Annotated in this window: 22 protein-coding genes and 1 pseudogene; 9 read left to right on the top strand and 14 right to left on the bottom strand. The window is 71.5% G+C overall.

What is annotated here, in order from left to right:
* Positions 1 to 49 precede the first annotated feature (49 nt).
* Positions 50 to 1048 (bottom strand): aldo/keto reductase, encoded by a 999-nt coding sequence (locus ACGFN2_RS30500; protein WP_393365791.1) that lies wholly within the window; start codon positions 1046 to 1048, stop codon positions 50 to 52.
* 73 nt (positions 1049 to 1121) lie between these two features.
* Positions 1122 to 1832 carry a GDSL-type esterase/lipase family protein gene (locus tag ACGFN2_RS30505; protein ID WP_393365793.1) on the bottom strand — a complete coding sequence of 237 codons (711 nt, stop codon included), beginning with the start codon at positions 1830 to 1832 and terminating at the stop codon, positions 1122 to 1124.
* Positions 1833 to 1955: 123 nt separating this feature from the next.
* On the opposite strand from ACGFN2_RS30505, the gene ACGFN2_RS30510 reads away from it, so the two are divergent.
* Entirely contained in the window at positions 1956 to 2954 is a 999-nt protein-coding gene (locus tag ACGFN2_RS30510) for a hypothetical protein (RefSeq protein ID WP_362609498.1), read from the top strand.
* Between the two features lie 40 nt (positions 2955 to 2994).
* On the opposite strand, the gene ACGFN2_RS30515 is transcribed toward ACGFN2_RS30510, so the two are convergent.
* From ACGFN2_RS30515 to ACGFN2_RS30525, 3 genes are all read right to left on the bottom strand, one after another.
* The gene (locus tag ACGFN2_RS30515; RefSeq protein WP_362609501.1) at positions 2995 to 3399 is read right to left on the bottom strand and encodes a PPOX class F420-dependent oxidoreductase; all 405 of its coding nucleotides are present in this window, start codon (positions 3397 to 3399) and stop codon (positions 2995 to 2997) included.
* 235 nt (positions 3400 to 3634) lie between these two features.
* The gene (serC, locus tag ACGFN2_RS30520) at positions 3635 to 4753 is read right to left on the bottom strand and encodes a phosphoserine transaminase (RefSeq protein ID WP_393365796.1); all 1119 of its coding nucleotides are present in this window, start codon (positions 4751 to 4753) and stop codon (positions 3635 to 3637) included.
* Positions 4754 to 4846: 93 nt separating this feature from the next.
* A complete protein-coding gene (locus ACGFN2_RS30525; RefSeq protein ID WP_393365798.1) occupies positions 4847 to 5872 on the bottom strand; it encodes a helix-turn-helix transcriptional regulator in 1026 nt (341 codons plus the stop codon).
* 54 nt (positions 5873 to 5926) lie between these two features.
* Between ACGFN2_RS30525 and ACGFN2_RS30530 the strand changes: the two genes are divergently transcribed.
* Both ACGFN2_RS30530 and ACGFN2_RS30535 read left to right on the top strand, forming a co-directional pair.
* Positions 5927 to 7408: an FAD-binding oxidoreductase gene (locus tag ACGFN2_RS30530; protein ID WP_393365800.1), complete on the top strand. Its 1482-nt coding sequence runs from the start codon at positions 5927 to 5929 to the stop codon at positions 7406 to 7408.
* A gap of 71 nt (positions 7409 to 7479) precedes the next feature.
* The gene (locus ACGFN2_RS30535; protein WP_393365802.1) at positions 7480 to 10491 is read left to right on the top strand and encodes an FAD-binding and (Fe-S)-binding domain-containing protein; all 3012 of its coding nucleotides are present in this window, start codon (positions 7480 to 7482) and stop codon (positions 10489 to 10491) included.
* Positions 10492 to 11011: 520 nt separating this feature from the next.
* Here ACGFN2_RS30535 and ACGFN2_RS30540 read toward each other — a convergent pair.
* From ACGFN2_RS30540 to ACGFN2_RS30555, 4 genes and pseudogenes are all read right to left on the bottom strand, one after another.
* Positions 11012 to 11632: pseudogene (locus ACGFN2_RS30540) on the bottom strand (DUF5753 domain-containing protein); the annotation flags it as partial.
* Positions 11633 to 11700: 68 nt separating this feature from the next.
* A complete protein-coding gene (locus tag ACGFN2_RS30545; protein WP_393365804.1) occupies positions 11701 to 12240 on the bottom strand; it encodes a DUF6879 family protein in 540 nt (179 codons plus the stop codon).
* 56 nt (positions 12241 to 12296) lie between these two features.
* Positions 12297 to 13148, bottom strand: coding sequence for a helix-turn-helix domain-containing protein (locus ACGFN2_RS30550; RefSeq protein ID WP_393365806.1), 852 nt, complete (start codon positions 13146 to 13148; stop codon positions 12297 to 12299).
* A gap of 10 nt (positions 13149 to 13158) precedes the next feature.
* The gene (locus tag ACGFN2_RS30555) at positions 13159 to 13920 is read right to left on the bottom strand and encodes a DUF6879 family protein (RefSeq protein ID WP_393365848.1); all 762 of its coding nucleotides are present in this window, start codon (positions 13918 to 13920) and stop codon (positions 13159 to 13161) included.
* A gap of 167 nt (positions 13921 to 14087) precedes the next feature.
* Here ACGFN2_RS30555 and ACGFN2_RS30560 point away from each other — a divergent pair, with 167 nt between their 5' ends.
* Complete coding sequence (locus ACGFN2_RS30560) at positions 14088 to 14237, top strand: hypothetical protein (RefSeq protein WP_393365808.1); 150 nt, start codon at positions 14088 to 14090, stop codon at positions 14235 to 14237.
* Between the two features lie 365 nt (positions 14238 to 14602).
* Entirely contained in the window at positions 14603 to 15010 is a 408-nt protein-coding gene (locus tag ACGFN2_RS30565) for a hypothetical protein (protein WP_393365810.1), read from the top strand.
* Between the two features lie 208 nt (positions 15011 to 15218).
* On the opposite strand, the gene ACGFN2_RS30570 is transcribed toward ACGFN2_RS30565, so the two are convergent.
* A complete protein-coding gene (locus ACGFN2_RS30570) occupies positions 15219 to 16445 on the bottom strand; it encodes an FAD-dependent monooxygenase (RefSeq protein ID WP_393365812.1) in 1227 nt (408 codons plus the stop codon).
* Positions 16442 to 17854, bottom strand: coding sequence for an MFS transporter (locus ACGFN2_RS30575; protein WP_393365814.1), 1413 nt, complete (start codon positions 17852 to 17854; stop codon positions 16442 to 16444). Before ACGFN2_RS30575 ends, ACGFN2_RS30570 begins: the two co-directional genes overlap by 4 nt.
* Positions 17855 to 18169: 315 nt before the next feature.
* On the opposite strand from ACGFN2_RS30575, the gene ACGFN2_RS30580 reads away from it, so the two are divergent.
* Positions 18170 to 18802, top strand: coding sequence for a TetR/AcrR family transcriptional regulator (locus ACGFN2_RS30580; RefSeq protein WP_362609527.1), 633 nt, complete (start codon positions 18170 to 18172; stop codon positions 18800 to 18802).
* A gap of 21 nt (positions 18803 to 18823) precedes the next feature.
* On the opposite strand, the gene ACGFN2_RS30585 is transcribed toward ACGFN2_RS30580, so the two are convergent.
* A complete protein-coding gene (locus ACGFN2_RS30585; RefSeq protein ID WP_393365817.1) occupies positions 18824 to 19531 on the bottom strand; it encodes a hypothetical protein in 708 nt (235 codons plus the stop codon).
* 172 nt (positions 19532 to 19703) lie between these two features.
* A complete protein-coding gene (locus tag ACGFN2_RS30590) occupies positions 19704 to 20363 on the bottom strand; it encodes a helix-turn-helix domain-containing protein (RefSeq protein WP_362609532.1) in 660 nt (219 codons plus the stop codon).
* Between the two features lie 178 nt (positions 20364 to 20541).
* Between ACGFN2_RS30590 and ACGFN2_RS30595 the strand changes: the two genes are divergently transcribed.
* Genes ACGFN2_RS30595 through ACGFN2_RS30605 form a run of 3 tightly spaced genes read left to right on the top strand, consistent with a single transcriptional unit; the run spans position 20542 to position 23478 of the window.
* A complete protein-coding gene (locus ACGFN2_RS30595; RefSeq protein ID WP_393365819.1) occupies positions 20542 to 20865 on the top strand; it encodes a ferredoxin in 324 nt (107 codons plus the stop codon).
* Complete coding sequence (locus ACGFN2_RS30600; RefSeq protein ID WP_393365821.1) at positions 20862 to 22235, top strand: NAD(P)/FAD-dependent oxidoreductase; 1374 nt, start codon at positions 20862 to 20864, stop codon at positions 22233 to 22235. The genes ACGFN2_RS30595 and ACGFN2_RS30600 overlap by 4 nt, the downstream gene beginning before the upstream one ends.
* Before the next feature lie 13 nt (positions 22236 to 22248).
* Complete coding sequence (locus ACGFN2_RS30605) at positions 22249 to 23478, top strand: cytochrome P450 (protein WP_393365823.1); 1230 nt, start codon at positions 22249 to 22251, stop codon at positions 23476 to 23478.
* Here the strand turns inward: ACGFN2_RS30605 and ACGFN2_RS30610 are convergent.
* Positions 23465 to 23971, bottom strand: a complete 507-nt coding sequence (locus tag ACGFN2_RS30610) for a nuclear transport factor 2 family protein (protein ID WP_393365825.1) — start codon at positions 23969 to 23971, stop codon at positions 23465 to 23467. The genes ACGFN2_RS30605 and ACGFN2_RS30610 overlap by 14 nt on opposite strands.
* Positions 23972 to 24139: the final 168 nt, after the last annotated feature.

Raw genomic sequence — 24139 nt, forward strand, 5'->3', positions numbered from 1 at the left:
GCCCCCGACGACCGCCCGGCGGCCGGCCCGGCCGCCGGGTGCCGGGCGCTCACCAGGCGAAGGCCTCCGGGCTCGGCCCGGGGCCGGGGAAGATCTCGTCGAGCGAGGCGAGCAGCTCGTCCGGGAGGGTCAGTTCGACGGCCCGCAGTGCGGAGGCGAGCTGGTCCGCGGTGCGCGGGCCCACGATCGGGCCGGTGACCCCGGGCCGGGTGAGCAGCCACGCCAGCGCCACCTCACCGGGCTCCAGACCGTGCTTGTCGAGCAGGTCCTCGTACGCCTGGATCTGGGCGCGGATTGCGGAGTTGGCGAGCGAGTCGGCGGAGCGTCCGGCGCCCGAGCGGGCCGCGCCGCCCTCGCGCTCCTTGCGCAGGGCGCCGCCCAGCAGCCCGCCGTGCAGCGGGGACCACGGGATGACGCCCAGGCCGTAGCCCTCGGCGGCCGGGATGACCTCCATCTCGGCGCGCCGCTCGGCGAGGTTGTAGAGGCACTGCTCGCTGACCAGGCCGTACGAGCCGCGGCGGGCGGCGGTCTCGTTGGCGCGGGCGAGGTGCCAGCCGGCGTGGTTGGACGAGCCGACGTAGAGGATCTTGCCCTGCTGGACGAGGACGTCCATGGCCTGCCAGATCTCGTCCCAGGGTGTGTCCCGGTCGACGTGGTGGAACTGGTAGAGGTCGATGTAGTCGGTTCCCAGCCGCTTCAGGCTGGCGTCCACCGCCCGCCGGATGTTGAGCGCGGAGAGCTTGTCGTGGTTGGGCCAGACCGCGCCGCCGTCCGGCGCCATGTTGGCGTAGACCTTGGTCGCCAGCACGGTCTTGTCCCGCCGCCCGCCGCCCTTGGCGAACCACGAGCCGACGATCTCCTCCGTACGGCCCTTGTTGGCGCCCCAGCCGTAGACGTTGGCGGTGTCGAAGAAGTTGATGCCCGCGGCGTGCGCGGCGTCCATGATGGTGTGGCTGTCGGCCTCGTCCGTCTGAGGCCCGAAGTTCATCGTGCCGAGGACGAGTCGGCTGACCTTGAGTCCGGTGCGTCCGAGCTGCGTGTACTCCATGAGACCCCAGCCAACGCCTTGAAGTGCGCTCGAAGCAAGGACCGTTCGGGGCGTTCGGGGGCCGCCCCCGCCCTCATCCCGCCGTGACCGCCCCGGCAGGCGTCCCCGCGGAGTACGCGCCCCCGACGCCCCACGCCTGGTGCATCGCGTCGGCGAACGCCCCGGCCAGCAGGTGCTCGCCCCACTCCGACGGATGGGTCCCGTCGTAGGTGGCGCGACCGGTCTCCCACCCGGCCGGTTCGGAGGCCAGCAACAACGGGGAGGCGGGGGTGGAGAGATCGGCGACCACCTTGGCCAGCAGTTCGTTGAAGCGGGCGCACTGGACGCCGAACGCGGCGTCCGCCGTCGCGCGCACATTGGGGATGACCGGCATCAGTACCGCCCGCACGTGCGGCGCCGCCTCCCGTGCCTCCGCCACGAACCGCCGTACGTTCTCCGCGGTCTGCTCGGCGTTCGTGTAGAAGCCGAGGTCTATCAGGCCGAGCGAGACCAGCAGGGTGTCGGCCTCGTGCCGGCGGACCGCGTCGCCGATCAGCGGGGCCATGTGCAGCCAGCCCTCGCCCCAGCCGGCGAGGTGGCGGCGGGCCCCGTCCGGGAAGCCGGGGTCGGCGTAGGCGGCGGAGGAGGCGTCGTCCGTGGCGGGGTCGTGGAGGGTGTGCCGCGGGCCGACGATGCGGTACGGCCCGCCGAAGGTCGCGTTCAGGTGCTGCCACAGGCGATAACGCCAGGTGAAATCGCCGGCGCTGCCGATCGTCATGGAGTCACCGACGAACATGATCCTCATCCGGACATGATGGCCGAGAATCCTTACCGGCCGGTACGTGACGCTGGCCACGCCGGGCCGCCCGCCACGGAGCGCCGCGCCACAGCGGCCACGCGCCGGGGCCCGGGATGGCAGTCTGTGCCCATGCGTTCGCTTCTCTGCGCGGCCGGTGCCGCGGGAATCCTGTGGGCGGCGGCCGCCGTTCCCGCCGCCGCCGACGAGCCCGACGGCTTCACCCTCGGCGACCCCCGGATCACCGAGTCCAGCGGGCTGGCCGCCAGCCGTACGCACCCCGGCATCTACTGGACCCACAACGACAGCGACGACGGCCCGTACGTCTACGCCGTCGACGGGAAGTCCGGCCGGGTGGTCGCCCGTCTCACCCTGCGCGGCATCGGGGCGCCGCGCGATGTCGAGGCGATCTCGGTGGGCCCGGACGGCAACCTCTACGTCGGCGACATCGGCGACAACCTCGGCGGCAGCTGGAACCACGTCTGGATCTACCGCTTCCCGGAACCGAAGCGGCTGCGCGATGCCACCGTCACCGCCACCCAGTTCGATGTGAAGTACGCCGACGGGCCGCGGGACGCCGAGGCGCTGATGGTGCATCCGAAGACGGGCCGGGTCTATATCGCCAGCAAGAAGCAGGGCGGCGGGGGCGCGCTCTACGAGGGGCCGCGGCGGCTGACCTCCTCCGGCACCAACACCTTCCGCAAGGTCGCCCCGGTCGATCTGTGGGTGACCGACGGCGCGTTCTCCCCCGACGGCACCCGTCTGGTGCTGCGCAGCTACTTCGGCTCCCGGATCTACCGCTGGCAGGACGGCCGTCCCAAGGATCTCGGCAGTGTGGGCGTCCCGGTGCAGCAGCAGGGCGAGTCGGTCACCTTCACCGCGGACGGCCGCACCCTGATGTACGGCTCCGAGGGCGCTGACAGCCCGGTCGAGCCGGTCGGCCTGAGCGACGAGCAGCTGCCGGACACGGCCAAGGACGACCCGGCGAACGGCGACGGCGCCAACGGCGGTCAGGGCAAGGGGAGTTCGGGCGAGGAGCTGGACCCGGGCTTCGTGAAGGGCGCCATGGTCCTCGCCCTGGCCACGGGCCTGGTCGTCGCGATCCGGAGGCTGCTGCGACGGCGCTCGTGACGACGGCCGGCGCGGGTGCCTCGCTCCTGGGCGGCGCGCGTCAGCCCTCCTCCGTCAGTCGCAGCTCGTAGTGGAGTGTCCGGTGCTTCCCCAGCCGGTGGGCCAGCGGCACCAGCAGCCCGTGGATCAGCGGATACTTCCGGGTCAGTGAGCGCTCGGCGCGCCGGTACTCCCGGGACTGCGGATCGAGCAGCCGCACCCGCGCCCTGACGGGAGGTCCGGTGGGCCGTCCGCGCCAGGTGGAGGGGCAGATCTCCACCTCCGGGACGTTCCGCATCCGCTTGGCCTTCCAGGCGCCGCTGTAGGTACGGACGTAGGCGTGGTCGCCGTCGACGGCGATGTTGACCGGTGTGCCGACACCGGTGCCGTCCCGCTTGTACGAGGTCAGCAGGATCGCCCCTTGCCGTTCGAAGACGGCGAGGCCGGGAATCGGGGGCTTCGTCATGGCTTCCATACAGGCACATACAGGCCGTTCCGTCACCTCATGGCGCGTCCGTTCGGGGGGTGCGGGCGACGCCGGCGAGGAAGCCGCCGAAGGAGACCAGGAGGTGGATCTTGCCGCTGGCGGTACGGCGCTTCCGGTGGCTCAGCCGCTGAGGCACCGGCCGGTCCGCGACAGCACGCAGGCCCCGGCGGGTCGCCCGCCGGGGCCTGTGGTGCGCGTGCTGCCGGGCAGGCTGTTACAGCTTGCCGATGACGTGGTCGATGCAGGCCGTCAGGGCCTCCACGTCCGCCGGGTCGATCGCCGGGAACATCGCGATCCGCAGCTGGTTGCGGCCGAGCTTGCGGTAGGGCTCGGTGTCGACGATGCCGTTGGCGCGCAGGGCCTTGGCGACGGCCGCGGCGTCGATGTCCTCGTCGAAGTCGATGGTGCCGATGACCTGCGAGCGCTTCGCCGGGTCGGTGACGAACGGGGTGGCGTACTTGGCGTCCTCGGCCCAGCCGTAGAGGGTGCGCGAAGAGGTGGCCGTGCGGCGGACCGCCCAGTCCAGGCCGCCCTGGCCGTTGATCCACTCCAGCTGCTCGTTGAGCAGGAAGAGGGTGGACAGCGCCGGGGTGTTGTACGTCTGGTTCTTCAGGGAGTTGTCGATCGCCGTGGGCAGCGAGAAGAACTCCGGGATGTGGCGGCCGGACGCGTGGATCGCGCGGGCGCGCTCCAGGGCGGCGGGGGAGAAGGCCGCCAGCCACAGCCCGCCGTCGGAGGCGAACGACTTCTGCGGGGCGAAGTAGTAGACATCGGTCTCGGCGATGTCCACGGGCAGGCCGCCGGCGCCGGAGGTGGCGTCGACCAGGACCAGCGCGCCCTCATCGGCGCCCGCGACCCGCTTGAGGGGCGCGGCGACACCGGTCGAGGTCTCGTTGTGGGTGAAGCCGTAGACGTCCACGCCCGCCTCCGCGGCCGGCTCCGGGTGGTCGCCCGGCTCGGCGGAGAGGACGGTGGGCTCCTCCAGCCACGGCGCCAGCTTGGCGGCCTTGGCGAACTTCGAGGAGAACTCACCGAAGCTGAGGTGCTGCGACTTGCGCTCGATCAGGCCGTGCGTCGCGATGTCCCAGAACGCGGTGGAGCCGCCGTTGCCGAGCACGACCTCGTAGCCCTCGGGCAGTTGGAAGAGGTCGCGTACGCCGTCGCGCACCTTGCCGACCAGGTTCTTGACCGGGGGCTGGCGGTGGGACGTGCCGAGAAGGGAGCTACCGGTGGCGGCGAGGGCGCCGAGCGCCTCCGTACGCACCTTGGAGGGGCCCGCGCCGAAGCGTCCGTCGGCGGGCTTGATGTCAGCGGGGATCTGGATATCAGCCACGGACGAAGCCTAATCCGTCGCGCCGCGGGCTTCGGCGGCACGTCCAGCGGGTGAGATGTCGGCTGCCCATACGGTGGACGGCCGGGCGGGCCACTAGGGGGACGGGGTGTCCGCCGCGTACACGGCGGTGAGGGCGGCCGCGGACTCGGCCATCACCCGGCGGGCCTCGGGGGGCGTGAGCACTTCGAGGGAGTCGCCGAACTGGAGCAGCTGACGGATCGCGGGGAGGACGGGGAAGGCCAGGTCGAGGACGGCCCAGTCGCCGTCACCGTCGCCCGCCCCGTCCCCCGTACGGGGTGGCCCGGTCAGCGCCCCGCCCAGGATGCGGACCGCCAGGTCAAGCCGCTCGCGGCGGATGCGGGCGGTCACCCGTACGTCAGCGGGCCGGTCCTCCACCTGGCGCCGCAGCCGCTGCCACACCTCGGCGAGCTCCACGCCCGCGCGGCGCCGAACCGGCACGTCGGTGACGGTCGCGGACTCCACCCGGTCGGCCCGGAAGAGCCGTGGCCCGCCGCGGCGGTCCGCGACGAGGTACCAGGTGCCGGCCTTCGCCACCAGCCCGTACGGGTCGACCGTGTAGGTCCGCGGCCGGGTCTCGCCGCTGTGCCGGTAGCGCAGGCGCAGCCGCCGGTCGGCGAAGACGGCGGAGTGCAGCACCTCCAGCTCCACCGCGGGCCGGGCGGCGGGCCCGTCGCCCGGGGCGGCGGCGGACGACGGGCGGGGCGTCCACTTGTCCGGGTCGACCAGGATGCGCCGGCCGGTCAGCTCCGCGGCCGGCCGGTGCGGCGCGGGCAGCGCCGCCATCACCTTGCGCAGCGCCGAGCGGAGCGCGTCGTCCAGCCCGAGCGCACTGTGCGCGCCCTGCGCGGCCAGGATGAAGAGCGCCCGCGCCTCGTCACCGGTCATCCCCGTGACGTCCGTACGGAAGCCGGGCAGCAGCGCGATACCGCCGTGCCGGCCGCGCTCCGCGTAGACCGGCACCCCGGCCGCCGAGAGCGACTCGATGTCGCGGTAGACGGTCCGGGTGGAGACCTCCAGCCGCTCGGCCAGCTCCGCGGCCGGCACCCGGCCGCGGGTCTGGAGCAGCAGCACGATCGAGACCAGGCGCGACGACTTCACAGCCGCTTTTATATATGACGGCGGGTGTCAAGTTATCGCGGCAGAGTGCGGGGCATGGAGATCAACGACCTCGCTCTGCCGTCCGCGCCCGCACCGCTCGACCCCGCCTCCCTCGCCGCCCTCGTGGTCCAGGTCCGGGGCCCGGTCCTGGTCCCCGGTGACGACGGCTACGACGCCGAGCGGTCCGGCTTCCAGCTGGCCCACCGGCACCGCCCCGCCGTGATCGTCGGCGCGGAGTGCGCCGATGACGTCGTCGCGGCGGTGCGCTTCGCCCGCGCCCAGGGGCTGCCGGTCGCGGTCCAGGCCACCGGGCACGGGCTGTCCACGGCCACCGACGGCGGGCTGCTGCTCAGCACGCGGCGGATGGCCGGGGTGCGGGTGGACGCGGCGGCCGGCACCGCGCGGGCCGAGGCGGGCGCCGTCTGGGGACAGGTGATCGAGGCGGCGGCGCCGCACGGACTCGCCCCGCTCAACGGCTCGTCCCCGGGCGTCGGCGTCATCGGGTACACCCTCGGCGGCGGTGTCGGCGTGCTGGCCCGGACGTACGGCTTCGCCGCCGACCAGGTGCGGTCCGCCGACCTGGTCACCGCCGACGGCCGGCTGCGGCACCTGACCGCGGACACCGACCCCGAGCTGTTCCGGGCGCTGCTCGGCGGCGGCCACGGCCTGGGGGTGGTGACCGGGATGGAGTTCGGCCTGGCGCCGGTGGCCCGGCTGTACGGCGGGCAGCTGGTGTTCGGCGGCGAGCAGCTCGACGCGGCGCTGACGGCCTATCTGGACTGGACCGCGACCGTCCCGGACGAGCTGACCTCGTCGCTCGCCCTGATCGCCTACCCGGACCTCCCGCAACTGCCCGAGTCACTGCGCGGCCGCTACCTGGCGCACCTCCGCATCGCCTATACGGGGAGCGCCGCGGAGGGCGAACGGCTGGTGGCGCCGCTGCGCGCGGTGGGCCCGCGGGTGAGCGACGACCTGCACGAGATGCCGTACGCCGAGTCCCACACCATCCACCGCGACCCGAGCGACCCGCACGCCTACGACGCTGACAACGCGCTGCTCAGCGGGCTGGACGCGGCCGCGCTGCGCCGGGTGGCGGCGCTGACCGGACCGGCCGCCCCGGCCATGTGCGTGGTCCAGCTCAACCATCTCGGCGGCGCCATGGCCGGGCCGGGCCCGTCGGCCGGCGCGGTCGGCCACCGCGACGCCCGCTACGCGCTGCGGCTGCTGTCGCCGCTGCCGGTTCCGGGCGCCGCACCCGGCGGCGACGCGGCGGACGCTGCCCTCGCGACCGTACGGGCGCTGCACGCCGAGGCACTGGCGGCCGTCGCGCCCTGGCGGCTCGGCCGGAGCGTGAACTTCCTCTTGGGCGCGCACGGGGACCGCCCGGACGCCGACGAGGTGGTGCGCAGCGTGCACGACGCCGGCACACACCGGCGGCTGGCCGCGCTCAGGACCGGCCACGACCCGGAGAACCTCTTCCGCTTCCACCCGGCCGCCGCGTCCGCTGCCCCGTCCACCGCCCCCGTTCCGGTCTGACGGCCGCGACGCGCCCCGGCGATCGGCCCGGCGACCGCCCATGAACCCGTCCCAGTGGGCAGGCTGGAGACATGGCTGATCGTACGGAGACGGAGAAGCGGGATCTGGCGGAGGAGTTGGCGGCCGCGGTACGGGGGGAGGTCTCGTTCGCCGCGGCCGACCGGGCACTGGTCACGATGGACGCGTCCAACTACCGGCGGGTGCCCAGAGCGGTGGTCGCGCCCCGGGACGCCGAGGACGTCGCGGCGGCGCTGCGGGTGTGCCGGGAGCACGGGGTGCCGGTGGTGCCGCGCGGCGGCGGGACCAGCATCGCGGGGCAGGCGACCGGCGTCGGGGTGGTGCTGGACTTCACCCGGCACATGCGGCGGATCGTGTCGCTGGACCCCGCCACCCGCACCGCCGTCGTCCAGCCCGGCGTCATCCTGGACGACCTGCGGGCGGCGGCCGGCGCCCACGGTCTGACCTTCGGCCCCGACCCCTCCACCCACAGCCGCTGCACCCTCGGCGGCATGATCGGCAACAACTCCTGCGGCTCGCACTCGGTGGCCTGGGGGACCACCGCCGACAGCGTCCGCGAGCTGGAGCTGCTGACGTACGGCGGCGAGCGGGTACGGGCCGGCCGCGGCACGGACCCCGCCGGCGCCCCCACCGGACTGCCCCCGCGCCTGCGGGACGGCGTGAAAGCCCTGGTCGACGCGGAGTTGGCACTCCTTCGCACCGGCTACCCCGACCTCCCCCGCCGGATCTCCGGCTACGCCCTGGACGCGCTGCTCCCGGAGAACGGCACCGACCTGGCCCGCGCCCTCACCGGCAGCGAGGGCACCCTCGGGGTGCTGACCGAGGCGACCGTACGCCTGGTGGAGACCCCCGCGGCCCGGGTGCTGGCCGTCCTCGCCTACCCCGACGAGAGCGCCGCCGCCGAGGCCGCGCACACCTTCCTGCCGCACCGCCCGATGACCGTCGAGGGGATGGCCGCCGATCTGGTCGGCGATGCCGCCGGGCTGCCCAAGGGCGGCGCCTGGCTGTTCGTGGAGATGGGCGGCGCGAGCCCGGAGGAGGCGGCCGCCCGTGCCACGGCGCTGTGCCGCGCGGCAGCCGCCGACGGCAGCACCGACCACACCGTCGTCACCGACCCGGCCGGCCAGCGCGCCCTGTGGCGCATCCGCGAGGACGCCTCCGGCACCGCCACCCGGCTGCCGGACGGCTCCGAGGCCTGGCCCGGCTGGGAGGACTGCGCCGTCCCGCCCGCCCAACTCGGCCCCTACCTCCGCGACTTCCGCGCCCTGCTCACCCAGCACGGCCTGCGCGGCACCCCCTACGGCCACTTCGGCGACGGCTGCATCCACATCCGCATCGACTTCGACCTGCTGACCCCGCCCGGCATCCGCCGCTTCCGGGACTTCTCCTACGACCTCGGCGAGCTGGTCGTCGCGCACGGCGGCTCGCTCTCCGGCGAACACGGCGACGGCCAGGCCCGCGCCGAACTGCTCCCGAAGATGTACGGCCCCGAGCTCGTCGGCGTCTTCGAGCGGTTCAAGTCGCTCTGGGACCCGGCCGACGGCCTCAACCCCGGCATGCTGGTCCGCCCCGCCCGCCTCGACGAGAACCTCCGCTTCGCGGTACTGCCCAAGCGCCCGGTCCCGGTGGAATTCGGCTACCCGCACGACCACGGCGACTTCTCCGCGGCCGTACGACGCTGCGTCGGCGTCGCCAAATGCCGCAACACCACCACCGCCCCGGGCTCCACCGACGTCATGTGCCCGTCCTTCCGCGCCACCGGCGAGGAGCAGCACTCCACCCGCGGCCGCGCCCGCCTGCTGCACGAGATGCTGGCCGGCGAGGTGATCACCGACGGCTGGCAGTCACCCGAGGTGCACGACGCCCTCGACCTCTGCCTCTCCTGCAAGGGCTGCCGCAGCGACTGCCCCGTGGGCGTCGACATGGCCACCTACAAGGCCGAATTCCTGCACCACCACTACGAGGGCCGGGTGCGCCCCGCCGCCCACTACTCCATGGGCCGCCTCCCCCAGTGGCTGCACGCCGCCGCCCCCCTGGCCCCCGCGCTCAACGCCCTCGCCCGCACACCCCTGGCCGCCGTCGCCAAACGCCTCGGCGGCATCGCCCCCGAGCGGCCGATCCCCGAACTGGCCACCGAGACCTTCACCCGCTGGTGGTGGCGCCGGCGGAAGTCGGCGGGCGGGGCCGGGGCGCTGTCCGGTGGACGTACGGCGGCCGGGACCGGGGCGCCGTCCGGCGGACCTTCGAGGACCGGGACCGCGGCGCCGTCCGACAGCCGCACCGTCATCCTCTGGCCCGACACCTTCACCAACCACCTCTCCCCGGAGGTCGGCCGCGCCGCCGTACGCGTCCTGGAAGCGGCCGGACTGCGCCCGCTGCTGCCCCCGACCGCGCCCCTGCGCCAGCCCGGCGGCGCCCTCCCACAGCCCGCCGCCCTGCCCCGCCTGCACCGCCCTCCCCTGTGCTGCGGCCTCACCTACGTCTCCACTGGGCAGCTTGATCAGGCCCGCCGCGTCATGCGCCGTACGGTCGAGGTCCTGAGCCCCCTCCTCCAGAACGGCCGCCCTCTGATCGTCCTCGAACCGAGCTGCGCCGCCGCCCTCCGCACGGACCTGCCCGAACTCCTCGCCGACGACCCCCGTGCCGCCCAACTGGCCCGCTCGGTCCGGACCTTCGCCCAAGCCCTGGAGGAACTGGCCCCCGACTGGCAGCCCCCGCGCATCAACCGCCCCGTCGCCGGCCAGACCCACTGCCACCAGCACGCCGTCCTCGGCGACACGGCCGACCGCCACCTCCGCGACCGCGCCGGCCTCACCGGCAACCTGACCGGCGGCTGCTGCGGCCTGGCCGGCAACTTCGGCTTCGAACGCGGCCACTATGACGTGTCGGTGGCCTGCGCCGAGGACCAACTCCTGCCCGCGGTGCGGCAATCGCCCCAGGATGCGGAAATCCTGGCCGACGGCTTCTCCTGCCGCACCCAACTCGCCCAACTCGGCGACCGGCCTGGGCGGCACCTGGCGGAGGTGCTGGCGGAGGCGCTGGGGGAGGACGGGGAGGGGGAGTAGCGGAAGCGCCCGGCGCGCGCCGGGAGGTGCACCCCGGTGCGTACCGAACCACCGCGCCGCCGTTTCCTGCATCCACCGGCACCTTCCGCAGCAGTGCCATCCGGGTGGGGCGCATCCCTCAGGGAACACCGACAGAGAAGGCGAGAAGTCAGCCGACGGCCCCGAGCACCCGGCGCGGAAGGACACCCACCCTTCCGCGCCGGAGCCCGGGACACCGTGAGGTTCCGAGGCACAAGGGGCGATGGTGCGCAGTTTTGACCTCAAGGCGGAAGCCGAAATGCGACTGGACTCCGACCGCCGCGCGGAGGAACTGGCCCGCAAACGGGGAGAGAAGGCGACGGCGGCCCCGGACGACGCCCAGGGGCCTCTTCCTGCTGATGGGGCACACCCGTCCGGGGCGGGGGAGACCGGCGAGGCCGAGGGATAGCGGCGGCTCGGCCCCGACCGGACGAGGACTCGCGCCACGCGACGGCCGCCGCGCGAGATCCCCGTTCGGCTTTGCCGATGCCGCCCGTGGGGTTCAGTGCAGCCCTTCAAGCGCCTTCAAAATGAGCGCCCGTGCCTCCGCGCCGTACACGGCCATGCTGCTTAGCTGTTCGAACGCCTTCAGGTACTGGGCGATTTCGGAGGGCTGGGTGATGTTCAACTTCGCGGACACCAGCTCGATCGACGCGAGGTTTTCGTCGTATACGTGGAACGTCTCACGTGCCCACTGCACCCGCTTGCGCGTCGCCATCGGGATGATCCCGAGCGACACGGAGGGCAGGGCGTCGGTGGTCAGCAGGTAGTCCAGTTGAGCAGCCATCACCTCCGTGTCTCCGAGCCGGTGGTGCAGCACTGCCTCTTCGATGAGCAGAACGAATCGGCGCTCTGGGTCATGGATGACGCGGGAGCGCTCGACCCGGGCTCGCGCAGCCTCCGCACTGTCGTCGAAGGGGAGTTCCTGAAAGTCGGCGACAGTACGCAGTACTGCGGCTGCATAGCCCTCAGTCTGCAGTAGGCCGGGCATGAGGGTGGAGGAGTAGACACGAAACAGCTGGGTCTCTTGGAACAGCTGGACCAAAGTGTTCTGGAGCGGCTTCAGCCCGTCGCGTACCTTGTGGTGCCACTCGGTGTATGTCGACTCGGAATTCGGCGACTGCGGCATCGTGTGCGTCCTTGTGCAACCAGTAGGGGCGTCATAGGGAACCGAGCTATCGGGTGCGATTTTCACTCCTCGGTTGCGGCTACCAGTGCCGCGAACTCTTCATAGGGGGAGGAGTGATGAACCGCGGCGTCGCGTACCTGGGCGTACCGCATCACCTCTGACGGTGCTGTGATCAGTTCGACGCGGAGGAGCGTGTCTGCCTCGTCGAAATGTAAGAGGGCAATGAACCGTGAGTCGAAGATCCAGAAGTCTTCGGTGGGTAGTTGAAGTCGCTCAGCGTCGGCGCGCCAGAGGTTACGCATGTCCTCTCCGGTAGCTGCATTACGCTTCGCGTTGTCGAATAGATACAGCTGGCCGGTAGTCGGAGGACTATCAACGATGCGCACCCGGCCGACGCGCTTACCGGCCGCTGTCTGCGCGCGCATGTTCCTGCACCATTCGTCATCGAGATCCCATGACACTGTGCCCGTATCGACGAACTCGCGGTAGGTGTCGTCCGCACGGTCGGAGGCGTAGCCGTGGCGCGTCTCCAGGCGCCATGCGGAGTGTTCAAAGGTGCGGAAGAGCTTCCCGAACTCGTTCAGGTCGATGAGGGTGGACACGTAAGGCCTCCTTGGACTTCCTTCGGCTCTGAGTGAGTTCGCTGAACTACCTGGAATCAGTGTGCGTTGAGAGCTCGGCGGGCCGCGTGTATGACGTTCTGCGCCTTGGCGCCGTAGACCGCCGAGCTCTGAAGCGTGTTCCAGACCTTCATGTATGTAGTGATGCTCGGCGTATCGTCCAGCCACAGTTCCGCGTGCCAGTCTTCGACGATCGCGACCCGCTCATCCAGTACCCAAAAGGCGTTGGCCGGCGGGATCTTCAGCGGTGCACTGAACGGCACAATCCCCAATTCGACCGTGTCGAGGCCGATGACACCCGCGAGACGGTCGAGCTGAGCGGCGAGCACCGAGGGTGGGCAGACCAGGGTGTGTAGCGCCGCTTCCCACATGATGATTCGGTATTTCTTCCCCGCCTGGTAAAGGCCTTCCTGTCTTTGCAAGCGTGCTCGAACCGCGTCCTCGGTGTCGCGGGGCGACTCGTGCAGGTTGGCATAGCGCGTGAAGATGTGTCGTGCGTAGTCGGCTGTCTGAAGCTGCCCCACGATCATGGCGCCTTCCCAGGCATGAAATACGGAAGTACGCGAAAATTCCGCATTGATTCCTACCTGTACCGCCTTGTGGCCCGAGGAAAGCTGGCGACGCCATGAGCGCACGTGCGATTCCAGGCCGACCAGCCGAGAGGTCAGTTCTTCTGTTGCTTTCGGCTGGCCGGTGGCTTCTGCCCAGGCTCGCAGATCGTTGGAGGTAGCGGTTTGTCGACCGTTCTCCAGTTTGCTGACTTTGGAGTGTGGCCACCTGAGTTTCTCGGCGAGTTGAGCACCGGTGAGTGGGCCTCCAGGGCACGAGTGGCGGAGCTCCTTGAGGCGAACACCCAGGGACTCTCGTGCCTGCTGGAAGTCGGTACTCACGGGTACAGGCTCACTCCTTGGTTGCTGCCGTCACGTTCGCTGCGAATTCCTTGTAGGGGACGGCGTGGTGTGACGCGGCATCGCGCACTTGGGCGTAGCGATTGACGGCCGCCGGCTCTGTGATCAGCTCGACATCGATCAGGTTGTCCGAATCGTCGAAATTGAGCAGGGCGACGAGTCGGGAGTCGAAGAGCCAGAAGTCTTCTGCTGGCAAATGGAGTTGCTCGGCCTCGGCGCGCGAGAGGTTGCGAATGTCTTCGCCCACGGCGCTGTTCCGCTTCGCGTTGTCGAGCAGGTAGAGCTGGCCCGTAGTCGGAGGGGTGTCGACGATGCGGACACGCTCGAAGCGCTTGCCGAGGGCAGACTGTTCCCTGCGCTGAGCGCACCACTCGGCGTCGACTCCGTCCCACACCACCGGCTGTCCTCCGGTGAACTGAGCGTAGGTGTCGGTAACTTCGTCGCTCGCATAGCGTCGGCGAGTTTCAAGCCGCCAGGCTGTGTGCTCGAATGTGGTGAAGAGCTGATCGAACTCACTCAGGTCGATGATGTTCGGCACTCGGGCAGCTTCCTTGGGGCCGAAGTCGATCAGTAATTCCCGTGGTACGACGATGGCGGTCTCGCCGGGGGACAGGTGCCGGAGCTGGCTGGTGTCCTCCGGGTCGGTGAGCGGCGGGCCGTGCACGACGATCTCTCCAGTGTCGAGATCTTCATGGATGGACGAGCATCCGTTCACGCCGCTGCCGGTGCCGTTGAAGCGCAGTCGCCTCATGATCGTGTCCCTTCGTTCGGACTGACTCGTCCAGGATTCAGGGGCTCGAAGCCCGGCGGTACAGGGTGCGCTCAGCTGCGTAAGAAGGATAGGGAAAGCGCAGTCGTGGCGCGCGAAACTTCGAGAAAGTTTCCTGGCGGCTCCCACCTGTTGGTTCCTAGCGTCCTGCCATGACCACACCGGACACGCAGCGCTGTACCACCTGTCAGGACCTGGAGCGCGCCCGTAAGCAGGCCGCAGCGGCGCGGGATCTCAGCAAGGTGAGCGACTTCCGCGTCCTCATCGCGCGCCATCGGGCGAGGCATCAGCCGAAGCTGTGAAGGGCTTTCCGTCAGGCCTGCGGCTCCCCACCAAGACTCCCGCTCCAGCCGTCATTCCCCGGCAGGACACGGCCGGAGCGGGTGGGCCCACGAGGGGCCCTCGCATGTGCACGGCGGCGTGCGGATCGACCGCGCGGCGGCTCAGCACCTGAGGAGATGACCATGCGATACCGCTTCGGCCCGGTCAAGTACGGCGGCGATGAGGACGACAACCAGGGCGGCAACCCCAACGGAGGGTGCGGTGACGGTCAGGGCTGTGGCCGTCAGTAGTCCGTGAAGCGTGGGCGGTCCCGGCCCGGACCTCGGGTGGGGGCCGCCCGTTCGGACCAGTTCACGGAGTGGAACGTGCGACATCAGGGAGCGAGATGACCGGACCCCACCACCACGCCTACGTCTGGCTCGGCAGCGGCGATGTCCTCGTGAAGCCGGGGGATGCGCACCGGCGCCCGGATCACCCGGAGTTTCGGTCCGCGCAGGTGATGCCGTTGCAGTGCGCGGACTGGCTGCTGAAGCCGGCGGACCGGATCGAGGCGACCTTCGAGGAGCCGAAGGGGGCGGCTGAGTGGTACGCCGCCCAACTCGCCCACTACTCCGGCCTCTTCGTCGGCTCGTACGCGCCGAAACCGTCGTACGAGGAGACCGTACGTGTCCTGTCCGTCGGTGAGGACCGGGTCGGGGGCTGGTGGGTGAGCGGTGGGCGGTTTCTTTCGTTGAATCTGATCGCCTGTAGTCCGCATCGGGTGCGGAGTGATCTTGCGTGCCCGTTGCGGTAGCCCGTCTGTCGCAGGCCGCACCGGCCCGCCCCGGCCCGCCCCGGCCCGTCTCGGAGTGGAGCCTCCTTGCCCTGGGGTGGGCCGTACTGCCCTGGCGGAAGCTTGCCGGGCCGGCCGGGCGCCGGGTTTCCGACCGCCGACCCGGCAGCCGGATTTCTGACCGCCGGCCCCGCCCCCCGGTGACGCCCCCATCGGCACGCACCCTGGCTCACCTCATCGGTCCGCATGCGAATTCCGGCAGAGCGAGGGCCGAATGCGCCGGACGTCCCTCCGTGGAGGGCATCGCGCTGAGGTTGCGCAGCATGTCGTTGCGCTGCTCCAGGGCGCGGGCGGTGGTCGGGAAGAGTGTGGCGTCGCCCTCGCCGACCTGGTCCTGGTTCGCGGTCACGAACTCACGGGTGTGGTGTTCGTAGGCGGCGAAGCCCGCAGTGTGGTTCCGGTTGGCCAGGGAGCCGGCGAGCATGTACGCGCCGACGAGCGCGAGGCTGGTGCCTTGTCCGGTGAGGAACGAGGGTGCGTACGCGGCGTCGCCCACCAGCGCGACCCTGCCGCTGGACCAGCGGGGCATGCGGATCTGGCTGACCGCGTCGAAGAACAGGTCATCCGCGTCGCGCAGGGCGGCAAGCATGCCCGGGACCTCCCATCGCGCGTCTGCGAACACCGCGGCGACCAGGTCCCGTTGGGCTTCCGGGTTCCGGAACGCGTCGAGCGGCGGTTCCGGGTGGGCGAAGTTCAGGAGGGCGTGCACATCGTCGTGGTCTCCCACCGCGTAGAGTGCCGCGGCCCTCCCCGGGGTGTTCCACAGCACGGTCTCGTGGGAGAGCCCGAAGGTGTTGCGCAGGGTGAACCCGGCGAAGCAGTAGCCGAGGTAGCGGTGGAACTGCTCTTCGGGGCCGAACGCCAACGTGCGGGTCCGGGAGTGCAGACCATCCGCACCGATCACCATGTCGAACGTACGCCTGCCGCCCCCGCGGAAGGTGACGTCGACGCCGTGGCCGGACTGGTCGAGGGCGTTGATGGAGTCGTGGAACACAAACTCCACGTCGTCACGGACCGCCGTGTACAGCGCGTCGCTCAGGTCGCCGCGCCGGACCTCCAGGTCCTGTCCCGCGACGCCCCCGGTGAGGGTGTGCGGGTCGACCGAGGCCACCTTGCCGCCGTCCGCGTCGAGGAAGGTCAGCCGGCTCAAGTCGATATGTGCGTCCAGTAGTTGCGGGAGGATTCTCATCCTCCGGACGACTTCGAGGGCGGTGCCGCGCACGTCGACGGGGTAACCACCGGCACGGAGTGCGCCTGCCTTCTCGACGACCGTGACCGCGAATCCGTAGCGGTTCAGCCAGAACGCGAGGGCGGACCCCGCGACGCCGGCCCCGGACACCAGGACTGTGCGCCGCGACGTGGTACGGACATTCCTCAACAGGTCAGTGGGGATCATTTCTTGGCTCCTTTGCTCATGGTGCGGACAACAAGCAGGGACAGCGCCGTGAGGGCGGCGGCTATGAGGAAGCCGGTGACGAAGGCCGATTCGGCCGGAACATCCGATCCGGAAGGGGGGCCGGCGGTGAGGATCGCGCCGCTGACCTGCACACCCACGGCGTAGCCGAGCACCCGAGTCACCAGGACCAGGCTGGTGGCGATGCCGGTGTCGCTCCGCTCGACGGATGTGGCGGTGCTCGTCACCATCGCCGTGACGCACAGGCCGTTGGCCAGCGCGATCAGCATCTTGCCGAGGACGAGGTGCCAGACCTCGGTGTGCACGGCTGCCAGGGCGATCAGGGCGGCGGTCATCATGACGATCCCGGCGGTGACCACCGCGCGCGAGCCGAAACGCCGCGCCCCGATCCCCCCGACCGGCCCGGCCAGCGACGCGGCCACGGCGCCGGGCAGCAGGAAGAAGCCGATCTCGGTGGCGCTGGCCCCGAATCCGTACCCGTCGGCGGACACCGCGAACAGCTGCGGGACGAGATAGACCGCCACCGAGGTGCCGACGCAGATCACGAACGTGAGCACACACGCCTTCCACACCGCGGGCCGCGCCAGCATGCGCAGATCGATCATCGGCGAGGCCGCACGGCGCTGGGCGGCTATCCATCCGGTCACGAAGGCGGCCAGCACCACGAGGAGGGCGCCGAGCACGAGTGGCCGCGAGCTCATGTCGGGCGCCAGCGCGAGCAGGAGCATGAGCGTGGCGAGCGTCCCGCTCAGGAGGACCAGGCCGGGCCAGTCGACCCCGGCGGCGGCGTCCGAACGGCCCGACGGGCCTGGTGGATCGTGCGGCATCAGCCCGTTCACCAGCAGGGTGGACCCGATGACCGCGATCGTCGGCAACGCGAACATCCAGTGTCGGGACAGCCCTTCCGCCACCGGCCCGGCCGACAGCGTGCCCGCCATCCCGCCGCCCACGAATAACCCGCTGACCACCCCGATGGCCACCTTCGACTCTCCCGCGGGGAGGTGCGTGCGAACCAGGATGAACGACAGGGGCAGTGCGCCCACCATCGCGCCCTGCAGTACCTGACCGAGCAGCAGCACCGGCAGGTTCGGCGCCAGGGAGGACACCAGACCACCGGCACAGACCACCGCCATCAGCCGGATCAGGACGCGTTTCCCGCCGTAGCGGTCGCCCAACTTGCCTGCGACCGGTGTGACGAGCGCGCCGGTGATGAGCAGCATGATGCTGAGTAACGCCCCTTCGGCGGGGCTCATATCCAGCTCGCGTTGCAGGAGCGGGAGCGTCGGCGTCACCACCGACTCCAAGGCACCGGTGGCGACGGCCAGCGTGCCGAGGGCCCCGACGGCGGCCTTCCCGATGCGGAGCGGGGGAGCGGCCAGAGTTGCGGTCATGGACATCCTTCCGTCATTGCCCGGCGGGTAAGGGGTCGGCCGTACGCATCGCGTAGCGCTGCCGTCTTGCCGGGTCCGCTGCCGTCTTGCCGGGCCCGGCGCGGACACGGCGGCCGTTCACGTGCGGTGCGGTGCGGTGTGCAGGGTGCGTTGCGGACGGGTCAGCGGTCGTCCGGCGGGGTGAACTCGTGGCAGCCGTACCCGAGTTGGCGCATGCACGGCTTCGCCGGGCGCGGCGGGTGTACGAGTGCGGCACCCGCCCGCCAAGGCAGTATTACACTACACCGTGCAGTGTAGAAAGGGTACGATGTGCCCATGCCGACCACGAAGACACTGCGCGAGGGATCAGCGCGGAAGCGGGCCGCCATCCTCACGGCAGCCCGGGAGTTGTTCCTCGCAGACGGCTTCGACCGGTCCAGCGTCGACGCGGTCGCCGCCCGTGCCGAGGTGTCCAAGCGGACGGTCTACGACTACTTCGGCGACAAGCAGACGCTGCTGAAAGCAGTCGTCGACGCCGTCGGCCAGTCACTGATCACCACGGTCCGGCGCACCCTCGACGACACCCTCACCGGCCTCACCGAGGTCGCCGACCTTGAGGACGCGCTGGTCACGTTCTCGATGCGCATCTCGACCGACATGCTCGGCTCGGCGGAGTACGTCACGCTGCAACGACTGGTCCGGGTGGAATCCGGCCACCTGCCGCACCGGGGCTACAACTCCATGGCCGACGCCCCGGACGAGGCACTTGCCGAGCGCTTCGCCGCCTTCGCCGCGGCCGGGCTGCTCGACGTGCCCGATCCCCGCCTCGCGGCCGACCAGTTCATCGCGCTGACCTTCGGCGTCGCGCTGGACAGGCTCGGTTCCGCGAACGCCGCGGAGGACACCCGCGTCCGGCCACTCGTCGTCGAGGGAGTGCGGACCTTTCTCCGGGCGTACCGCAGGGTGTAGGGCCGGGAGCGTGGAGCTCCCTCAGGCCGCCACCCGCTCCGGCTCCTCGGGCTGGGTCGCGGGGTGGGTGATCAGGAAGCCGCGGTGGATCGTGGGGCCCAGGGTGGCGGTGGTGAGGAAGAGGGCTGCTGCCACGACGAAGGTGGCGTTGTCCAGGTACGGGGTCAGGAGGAGTTGGACGACCAGGGCGGCGGTGACCTTGATGAGTTTGACGGCCATCAGGCGTGGTGCGGAGAAGGTGGGCTGGGCCGCGGGGTGGGTGGTGCGGGCCCGGGTGCGGTGGGCGTGGCGGATCTGGGCGGGGATGCTGAGAAGGAGGAGCGCGAAGCCGATGGCCGGGAGGACCGGGGGGTGGGCGGCACCCGGGTCCAGTAGGCGGCCGAGCAGGATGCTGGTGCCGAAGGCGACCGTGATGATGACGATCCTGGCCGTGATCAGCTGGGCGATGACCCGTCCGGGGTGCGTGCTCTCGTAGAGCTTGTGGGTGAGTTGGCGGTTGGCCCGCAGGAGGAGGGGCGGCAGCATCAGCAGGATGACGAGGGTGCGCAGGGCGTGTTCCCAGGCCGGCGCGTTGCCTTCGCCGATCCAGGTGAACGCTATCCAGAGGCCGGCGGCCAGATAGCGCAGGCGCAGTTTGCGGGCGGCGGAAGCCGCTGTGTCGTCGGAGGCTGCCGTGTCGTCGGCAGCTGCCGTGTCGTCGTCGGCGGTGGTCGTGCGGTGCGCGTTCATGAAGGTGGGTCCTTCGGGGAAGCGGGGAGGCGTTCACGGGGCGCTGTGGGGCGTCGGGGTGTGTGCCGACGCCCCACAGCAGGCTCAGTGACGTGCCGTCATCGCTGCCGGGGCCGGTGCGCTCCTGCGGGTCGCGGGCCGCTCGCGGATGCGGGGCACGCGGGGGTGTGGATCACTCGGTGTCGGAAGGGGCCGTCCCGCCGGCCTTGATGCCGGTGAAGAGCCACTTCAGGGCCTCCCCGAAGAGTTCCTCCGGCACGCTGGCGGCGTCGATGCGCCGCTGACGCACCAGGCCGGTGAAGAGGGCCGCCACCACCGTGGCCACGGCCTCGGCGGAGACGCCGGCGGGGGCGTCCTGCTGGGCCAGGGACGTGCTGATCACCTGCTCCAGTGCGCGGCGGGGTGCGCGCAGGTTGGCCGCCATGGTGTCCAGGACGGCGGGGTTGCGGACCGCGTAGAGCCAGAACTCGGCCTGGAGCGGCGCGAAGTCGGTGTCCTTGTCGGCGACGTCGATCAGCAGCCGTCCGAGTTCGGCGGCGGCTTCGCCGGTACCTGCCGGGTGTCGCTCCACCGCCTGCGCGGCTTCGGCGATGCGGTCGGTCTGGCGGTCGGCGAGCAGTTCGAGGAACAGCGCCTCCTTGTTGCCGAAGTTCGAGTACAGCGCGCCGATCGAGAATCCCGCCGCTTCGGCGATCTCCTCCACGGAGGCGCCGGTGAAGCCCTTGCGGGCGAAGACCCGGGCCGCCGCGTCCAGCAGCAGCGCCCGGGTGCGGGCCTTGGCCTCCGCCCGGCTCAGGCGCCGGCGGGCGGGTTCAGCACTCTCAGCGTTCATGTTGCCGAGGCTATTCGGATAGGGATCACTATGTCAACGCTCGGATAGCGTGTACAGTCCGAATAGCGGTCACTATTTGAATTCTGTTCGCTATCGCAGTCCGGGGCCGCCGCCGGCTGACCGCACCTCCCGCAGGCGCCGCCGTGATACGCCCCTGACCAGCGAGGAGAGGGAAGAGATGAGCACCCAGTCCCCGCCGCAGCCGCTGCGGCTCGTGGTGGATCTGAACCGTTGCCAGAGCTACGGACAGTGCGTCTACGCCGCCCCGACGGTCTTCCGGTTCCACGGTGAGGAATCGCTGGAGTACGACTACGCGCCCGACGCCGGCGCCCGCCGCGAGGTGGAGCGGGCCGCCGCGGCCTGCCCGGTCCAGGCGATCACGCTGAGCGGCGCCACCGAGCCCGCGCCCGTCGCATGCGGCGCCACCGAATCCGCGCCCGTCGCGTACGCCGCCACCGAATCCGCGCCCGTCGCGCCCGCTGTGTGCGGAGACGGCCGGTGACCGCCGCGGGCGCAGCGGGGCTGCGTACCGGACGGGTCGTGGTGGTCGGCGCCTCGCTGGCCGGGTTGCGCGCCGCCGAAGCCCTCCGGGACGAGGGGTTCACCGGGGAGCTCACCTTGATCGGGGACGAGCCGCACGAGCCGTACGACCGGCCGCCGCTGTCGAAGGCGGTGCTGTCCGGACGGCTGAGCGCCGACCACATCGTGCTGCCCCGGGTGCGTGACGTCGACGCCCGCTGGCTGTTGGGCACCCCTGCCACCGGGCTGGATGTGCCGGCCCGCCGAGTGGAGCTGGCCGACGGCCGGCGGCTGGAGTACGACCGGCTGCTGATCGCCACCGGCACCCGGGCGCGCCGCTGGCCCGTCGAGGCGGGCGGCGGTCTGGAGGGTGTGCACGTGCTGCGTACCCGCGAGGACGCCGAGCGGCTGCGCGGCGTCCTCGCCGCCGGTCCGTCCCGGGTGCTGATCGTCGGCGCCGGATTCACGGGCGGTGAAGTGGCCTCCTCCTGCCGGGAGTTGGGCATCCCGGTGACGGTGACGCAGCGCAGTGCGGCCCCGCTGGCCGGTGCGCTGGGCGGGGTGGTCGGGCGGGCTGCCGCCGACTGGTACCACGAGGCCGGGGCGGATCTGCGGCTGAACACCACGGTGCAGGGCCTGGAAGGCGATGCCCGCGGCCGGCTGCGGCGGGCGGTGCTGTCCGACGGCACGGTGATGGGCGTCGAGGTGGCCGTGATCGCCACCGGCGCCGTGGCCAACACCGAGTGGCTGGCCGGCTCCGGGCTCGCCGCCGACCACCGCGGCGTGGTGAGCGACGGGCACTGCCGGGCCGTGACCGCCGACGGCAACCCGGCCGACGAGGTCTTCGTCGCCGGGGACGTCGCCCGCTGGCCGCACCCCCTCTACCCCGGGCAGCTGCTGCGCCTGGACCACTGGGACAACGCCCTCGCCCAGGCCCGCACCGCCGCGTACAACCTCACCCATGACCCGGCCGAACGGCGCGACCACCAGCCGCTGCCCGCCTTCTGGTCCCAGCAGTTCGGCCGCTACCTCAAGTCCGTCGGGGTGCCCGCCGTCGCCGATCAGGTCGTCGTCACCCAGGGCTCCCTCGACCAGCGGCGGTTCGTCGCCGCCTACGGGCTCAAGGGCAGGCTGGTCGGCGTCGTGGCCGTCGACTCCCCGCGCGTGCTGGACGGCTACGCGGCCCTGATCGAAGCCCGCGCGCCGTTCCCGCCCGAGATCGGCGCGACCGACGGACCGGACCGGCTCGACCCCGTCGACGCCGCATTCCCCGGCCGCGACGCCGGCGGCTCCCCGGAACACGCCATCAGCAGGCCGTCGGCGCTCACGCCGGCCCCGACCGCACACCGGTGAACGGAGACCTCTCATGACGACTTCCACCGCCCCTTCGGCCACGGACCTCTTCGCCCAGGTCCTGCGGTACGAGCACCGCGCCGACCCCTACCCGTACTACGCGCAGCTCGGCCGGGAACCGGTCACGCGCATGGACGACGGCTCCTGGCTGGTCAGCGGCCACCGGGAGATCAGGCAGCTGCTGCACGACCCGCGCAGCAGCGCCGACCGGCTCGACCCGCGGAACAAGGTCCCGAAGCCCGCCAGGAGCCTGCTCATGCAGGACCCGCCGCTCCATGACCAGCTCCGCCGGGTCGTCACCGACGAGTTCATCCCCCGGATCATGGGCATGCGCGACCACCTCGGCGAACTGGTCGACGGGCTTCTCGACGCCCACACCGGCGACCACCCCGGGCAGCTCGACGTCGTCGCCGATCTCGCCTACCCGCTGCCGGTCACGGTGATCTGCGAACTGCTCGGCGTGCCCCGCGAGGACGAGGCCCTCTTCGGCAGCCTCGCCCGCCGCCTCACCCGGGGCCTGGACCCCATCGACACCCAGACGGAAGAGGAGATCCGCGAACTCGACCAGGCGCGCGGCGAGTTGGTCCAGTACCTGGAAGGGCTGATCACCGGGCGCCGCGCCGACCCCGGCAGCGATCTGCTGTCCGGTCTGATGTTCCACCAGGACCCCGACGACGTCATGGGACCGATCCAGCTGCGTGTCACCCTCGGCCTGCTGCTGATCGCCGGTCACGAGACCACCGTCAACCTCATCGCCAACGGCACCCTCGCCCTGCTGCGCAACCCCGACGTCCTCGCCCGGCTGCGCACCGATCCCGACCTGGCCACCCCACTGGTGGAGGAGGTGCTGCGCCACGACCCGCCGGTGCAGATGTCCGGCCGCAGCGCGCTGGCCGACATCGACCTCGGCGGCACCACCATCCCCAAGGGGTCCCGCATCCGCCTCCTGCTCGCCGCGGGCAACCGCGACGCCACCCGCTTCGACGACCCCGAACGGTTCGTCCCCGACCGCCGCGACAACGCCCACCTCGGCTTCGGCGGCGGCCTCCACTACTGCATCGGCGCCACCCTCGCCCGCGCCGAAGCACAGATAGCGCTCACCGCCCTCGCCCGCAGGCTCGGTTCGCCGCGCCTGGTCGCCGACCCGCCGCCGTACCGGGAGAACGCCATCCTGCGCGGCCCGGAACAACTGCTGGTCGCCTTCGACCGGCTCACCCCGGACACCACGCCTAAGGAGAGGTGAAGGAGCCGAGCGTGTCCTGGCCGGTGGTCCACCAAACGCCGAGCCGCTGGCGGGTCAGGCGCCAGCCGCCGGCGGTCCGGGCGAAGTCCCAGTCGTAGGGGCCGCCCATGGCGTACGGCGAGGCGGTCCTGCCGGGATCGGCGACGGCCACGAACCACATGTAGCCGATGCCGGTGGCCCGGTCACCCTGCGTCTCGAAGGCCATGTTGAGGATGTGGTGCTGCATGCTGGCGTACGACTCCTCGGCCTCGACGACCCTGGCCAGGATCGCCTCCCGGCCGTGGACCCGCTCCCAGGGGCCGAACTCCAGGACCGCGTCCTCGGTCCAGCACCCGATCCAGGTGCGCCAGTCCTTGCGGTCCAGCGCCCGCCAGCCGTGGATCAGCAGCGCACGCAGGGAGTCCTTGTCCTCCAGGCGCTGCAGGCGCTGCAGGCGCTGGGCGAAGTTGTCGGCGTCATCGGGGGAGTTGGGCACGGGGACGGACAGGGACATGGGTGCTCCTCCGGGGCAGGGTTCACGGGTGTGCCGACTCTGTGCTGTCGGCGGCCGCTCAGCCAGGACGGGACGAGACCGGGTGCCGCGCACCCAGGCACCCGACCGGACCGTCGCAGGCGGTCCGAGCCGGCCCCGGCCGTCGCGTCCTCTCGTACAGTGACGGCC

Origin of the sequence: Streptomyces sp. NPDC048612 (assembly GCF_043199295.1) — a bacterium.
GTDB lineage: Bacteria > Actinomycetota > Actinomycetes > Streptomycetales > Streptomycetaceae > Streptomyces.

Excerpts from the sequence above, each read along its gene's own strand:
- ACGFN2_RS30500 (WP_393365791.1), bottom strand. The coding sequence starts at position 1,048 with ATGGAGTACACGCAGCTCGGACGCACCGGACTCAAGGTCAGCCGACTC.
- ACGFN2_RS30505 (WP_393365793.1), bottom strand. The coding sequence starts at position 1,832 with ATGAGGATCATGTTCGTCGGTGACTCCATGACGATCGGCAGCGCCGGC.
- ACGFN2_RS30510 (WP_362609498.1), top strand. The coding sequence starts at position 1,956 with ATGCGTTCGCTTCTCTGCGCGGCCGGTGCCGCGGGAATCCTGTGGGCG.
- ACGFN2_RS30515 (WP_362609501.1), bottom strand. The coding sequence starts at position 3,399 with ATGACGAAGCCCCCGATTCCCGGCCTCGCCGTCTTCGAACGGCAAGGG.
- ACGFN2_RS30530 (WP_393365800.1), top strand. The coding sequence starts at position 5,927 with ATGGAGATCAACGACCTCGCTCTGCCGTCCGCGCCCGCACCGCTCGAC.
- ACGFN2_RS30535 (WP_393365802.1), top strand. The coding sequence starts at position 7,480 with ATGGCTGATCGTACGGAGACGGAGAAGCGGGATCTGGCGGAGGAGTTG.
- ACGFN2_RS30560 (WP_393365808.1), top strand. The coding sequence starts at position 14,088 with ATGACCACACCGGACACGCAGCGCTGTACCACCTGTCAGGACCTGGAG.
- ACGFN2_RS30565 (WP_393365810.1), top strand. The coding sequence starts at position 14,603 with ATGACCGGACCCCACCACCACGCCTACGTCTGGCTCGGCAGCGGCGAT.
- ACGFN2_RS30570 (WP_393365812.1), bottom strand. The coding sequence starts at position 16,445 with ATGATCCCCACTGACCTGTTGAGGAATGTCCGTACCACGTCGCGGCGC.
- ACGFN2_RS30575 (WP_393365814.1), bottom strand. The coding sequence starts at position 17,854 with ATGACCGCAACTCTGGCCGCTCCCCCGCTCCGCATCGGGAAGGCCGCC.
- ACGFN2_RS30580 (WP_362609527.1), top strand. The coding sequence starts at position 18,170 with ATGCCGACCACGAAGACACTGCGCGAGGGATCAGCGCGGAAGCGGGCC.
- ACGFN2_RS30585 (WP_393365817.1), bottom strand. The coding sequence starts at position 19,531 with ATGAACGCGCACCGCACGACCACCGCCGACGACGACACGGCAGCTGCC.
- ACGFN2_RS30590 (WP_362609532.1), bottom strand. The coding sequence starts at position 20,363 with ATGAACGCTGAGAGTGCTGAACCCGCCCGCCGGCGCCTGAGCCGGGCG.
- ACGFN2_RS30595 (WP_393365819.1), top strand. The coding sequence starts at position 20,542 with ATGAGCACCCAGTCCCCGCCGCAGCCGCTGCGGCTCGTGGTGGATCTG.
- ACGFN2_RS30605 (WP_393365823.1), top strand. The coding sequence starts at position 22,249 with ATGACGACTTCCACCGCCCCTTCGGCCACGGACCTCTTCGCCCAGGTC.
- ACGFN2_RS30610 (WP_393365825.1), bottom strand. The coding sequence starts at position 23,971 with ATGTCCCTGTCCGTCCCCGTGCCCAACTCCCCCGATGACGCCGACAAC.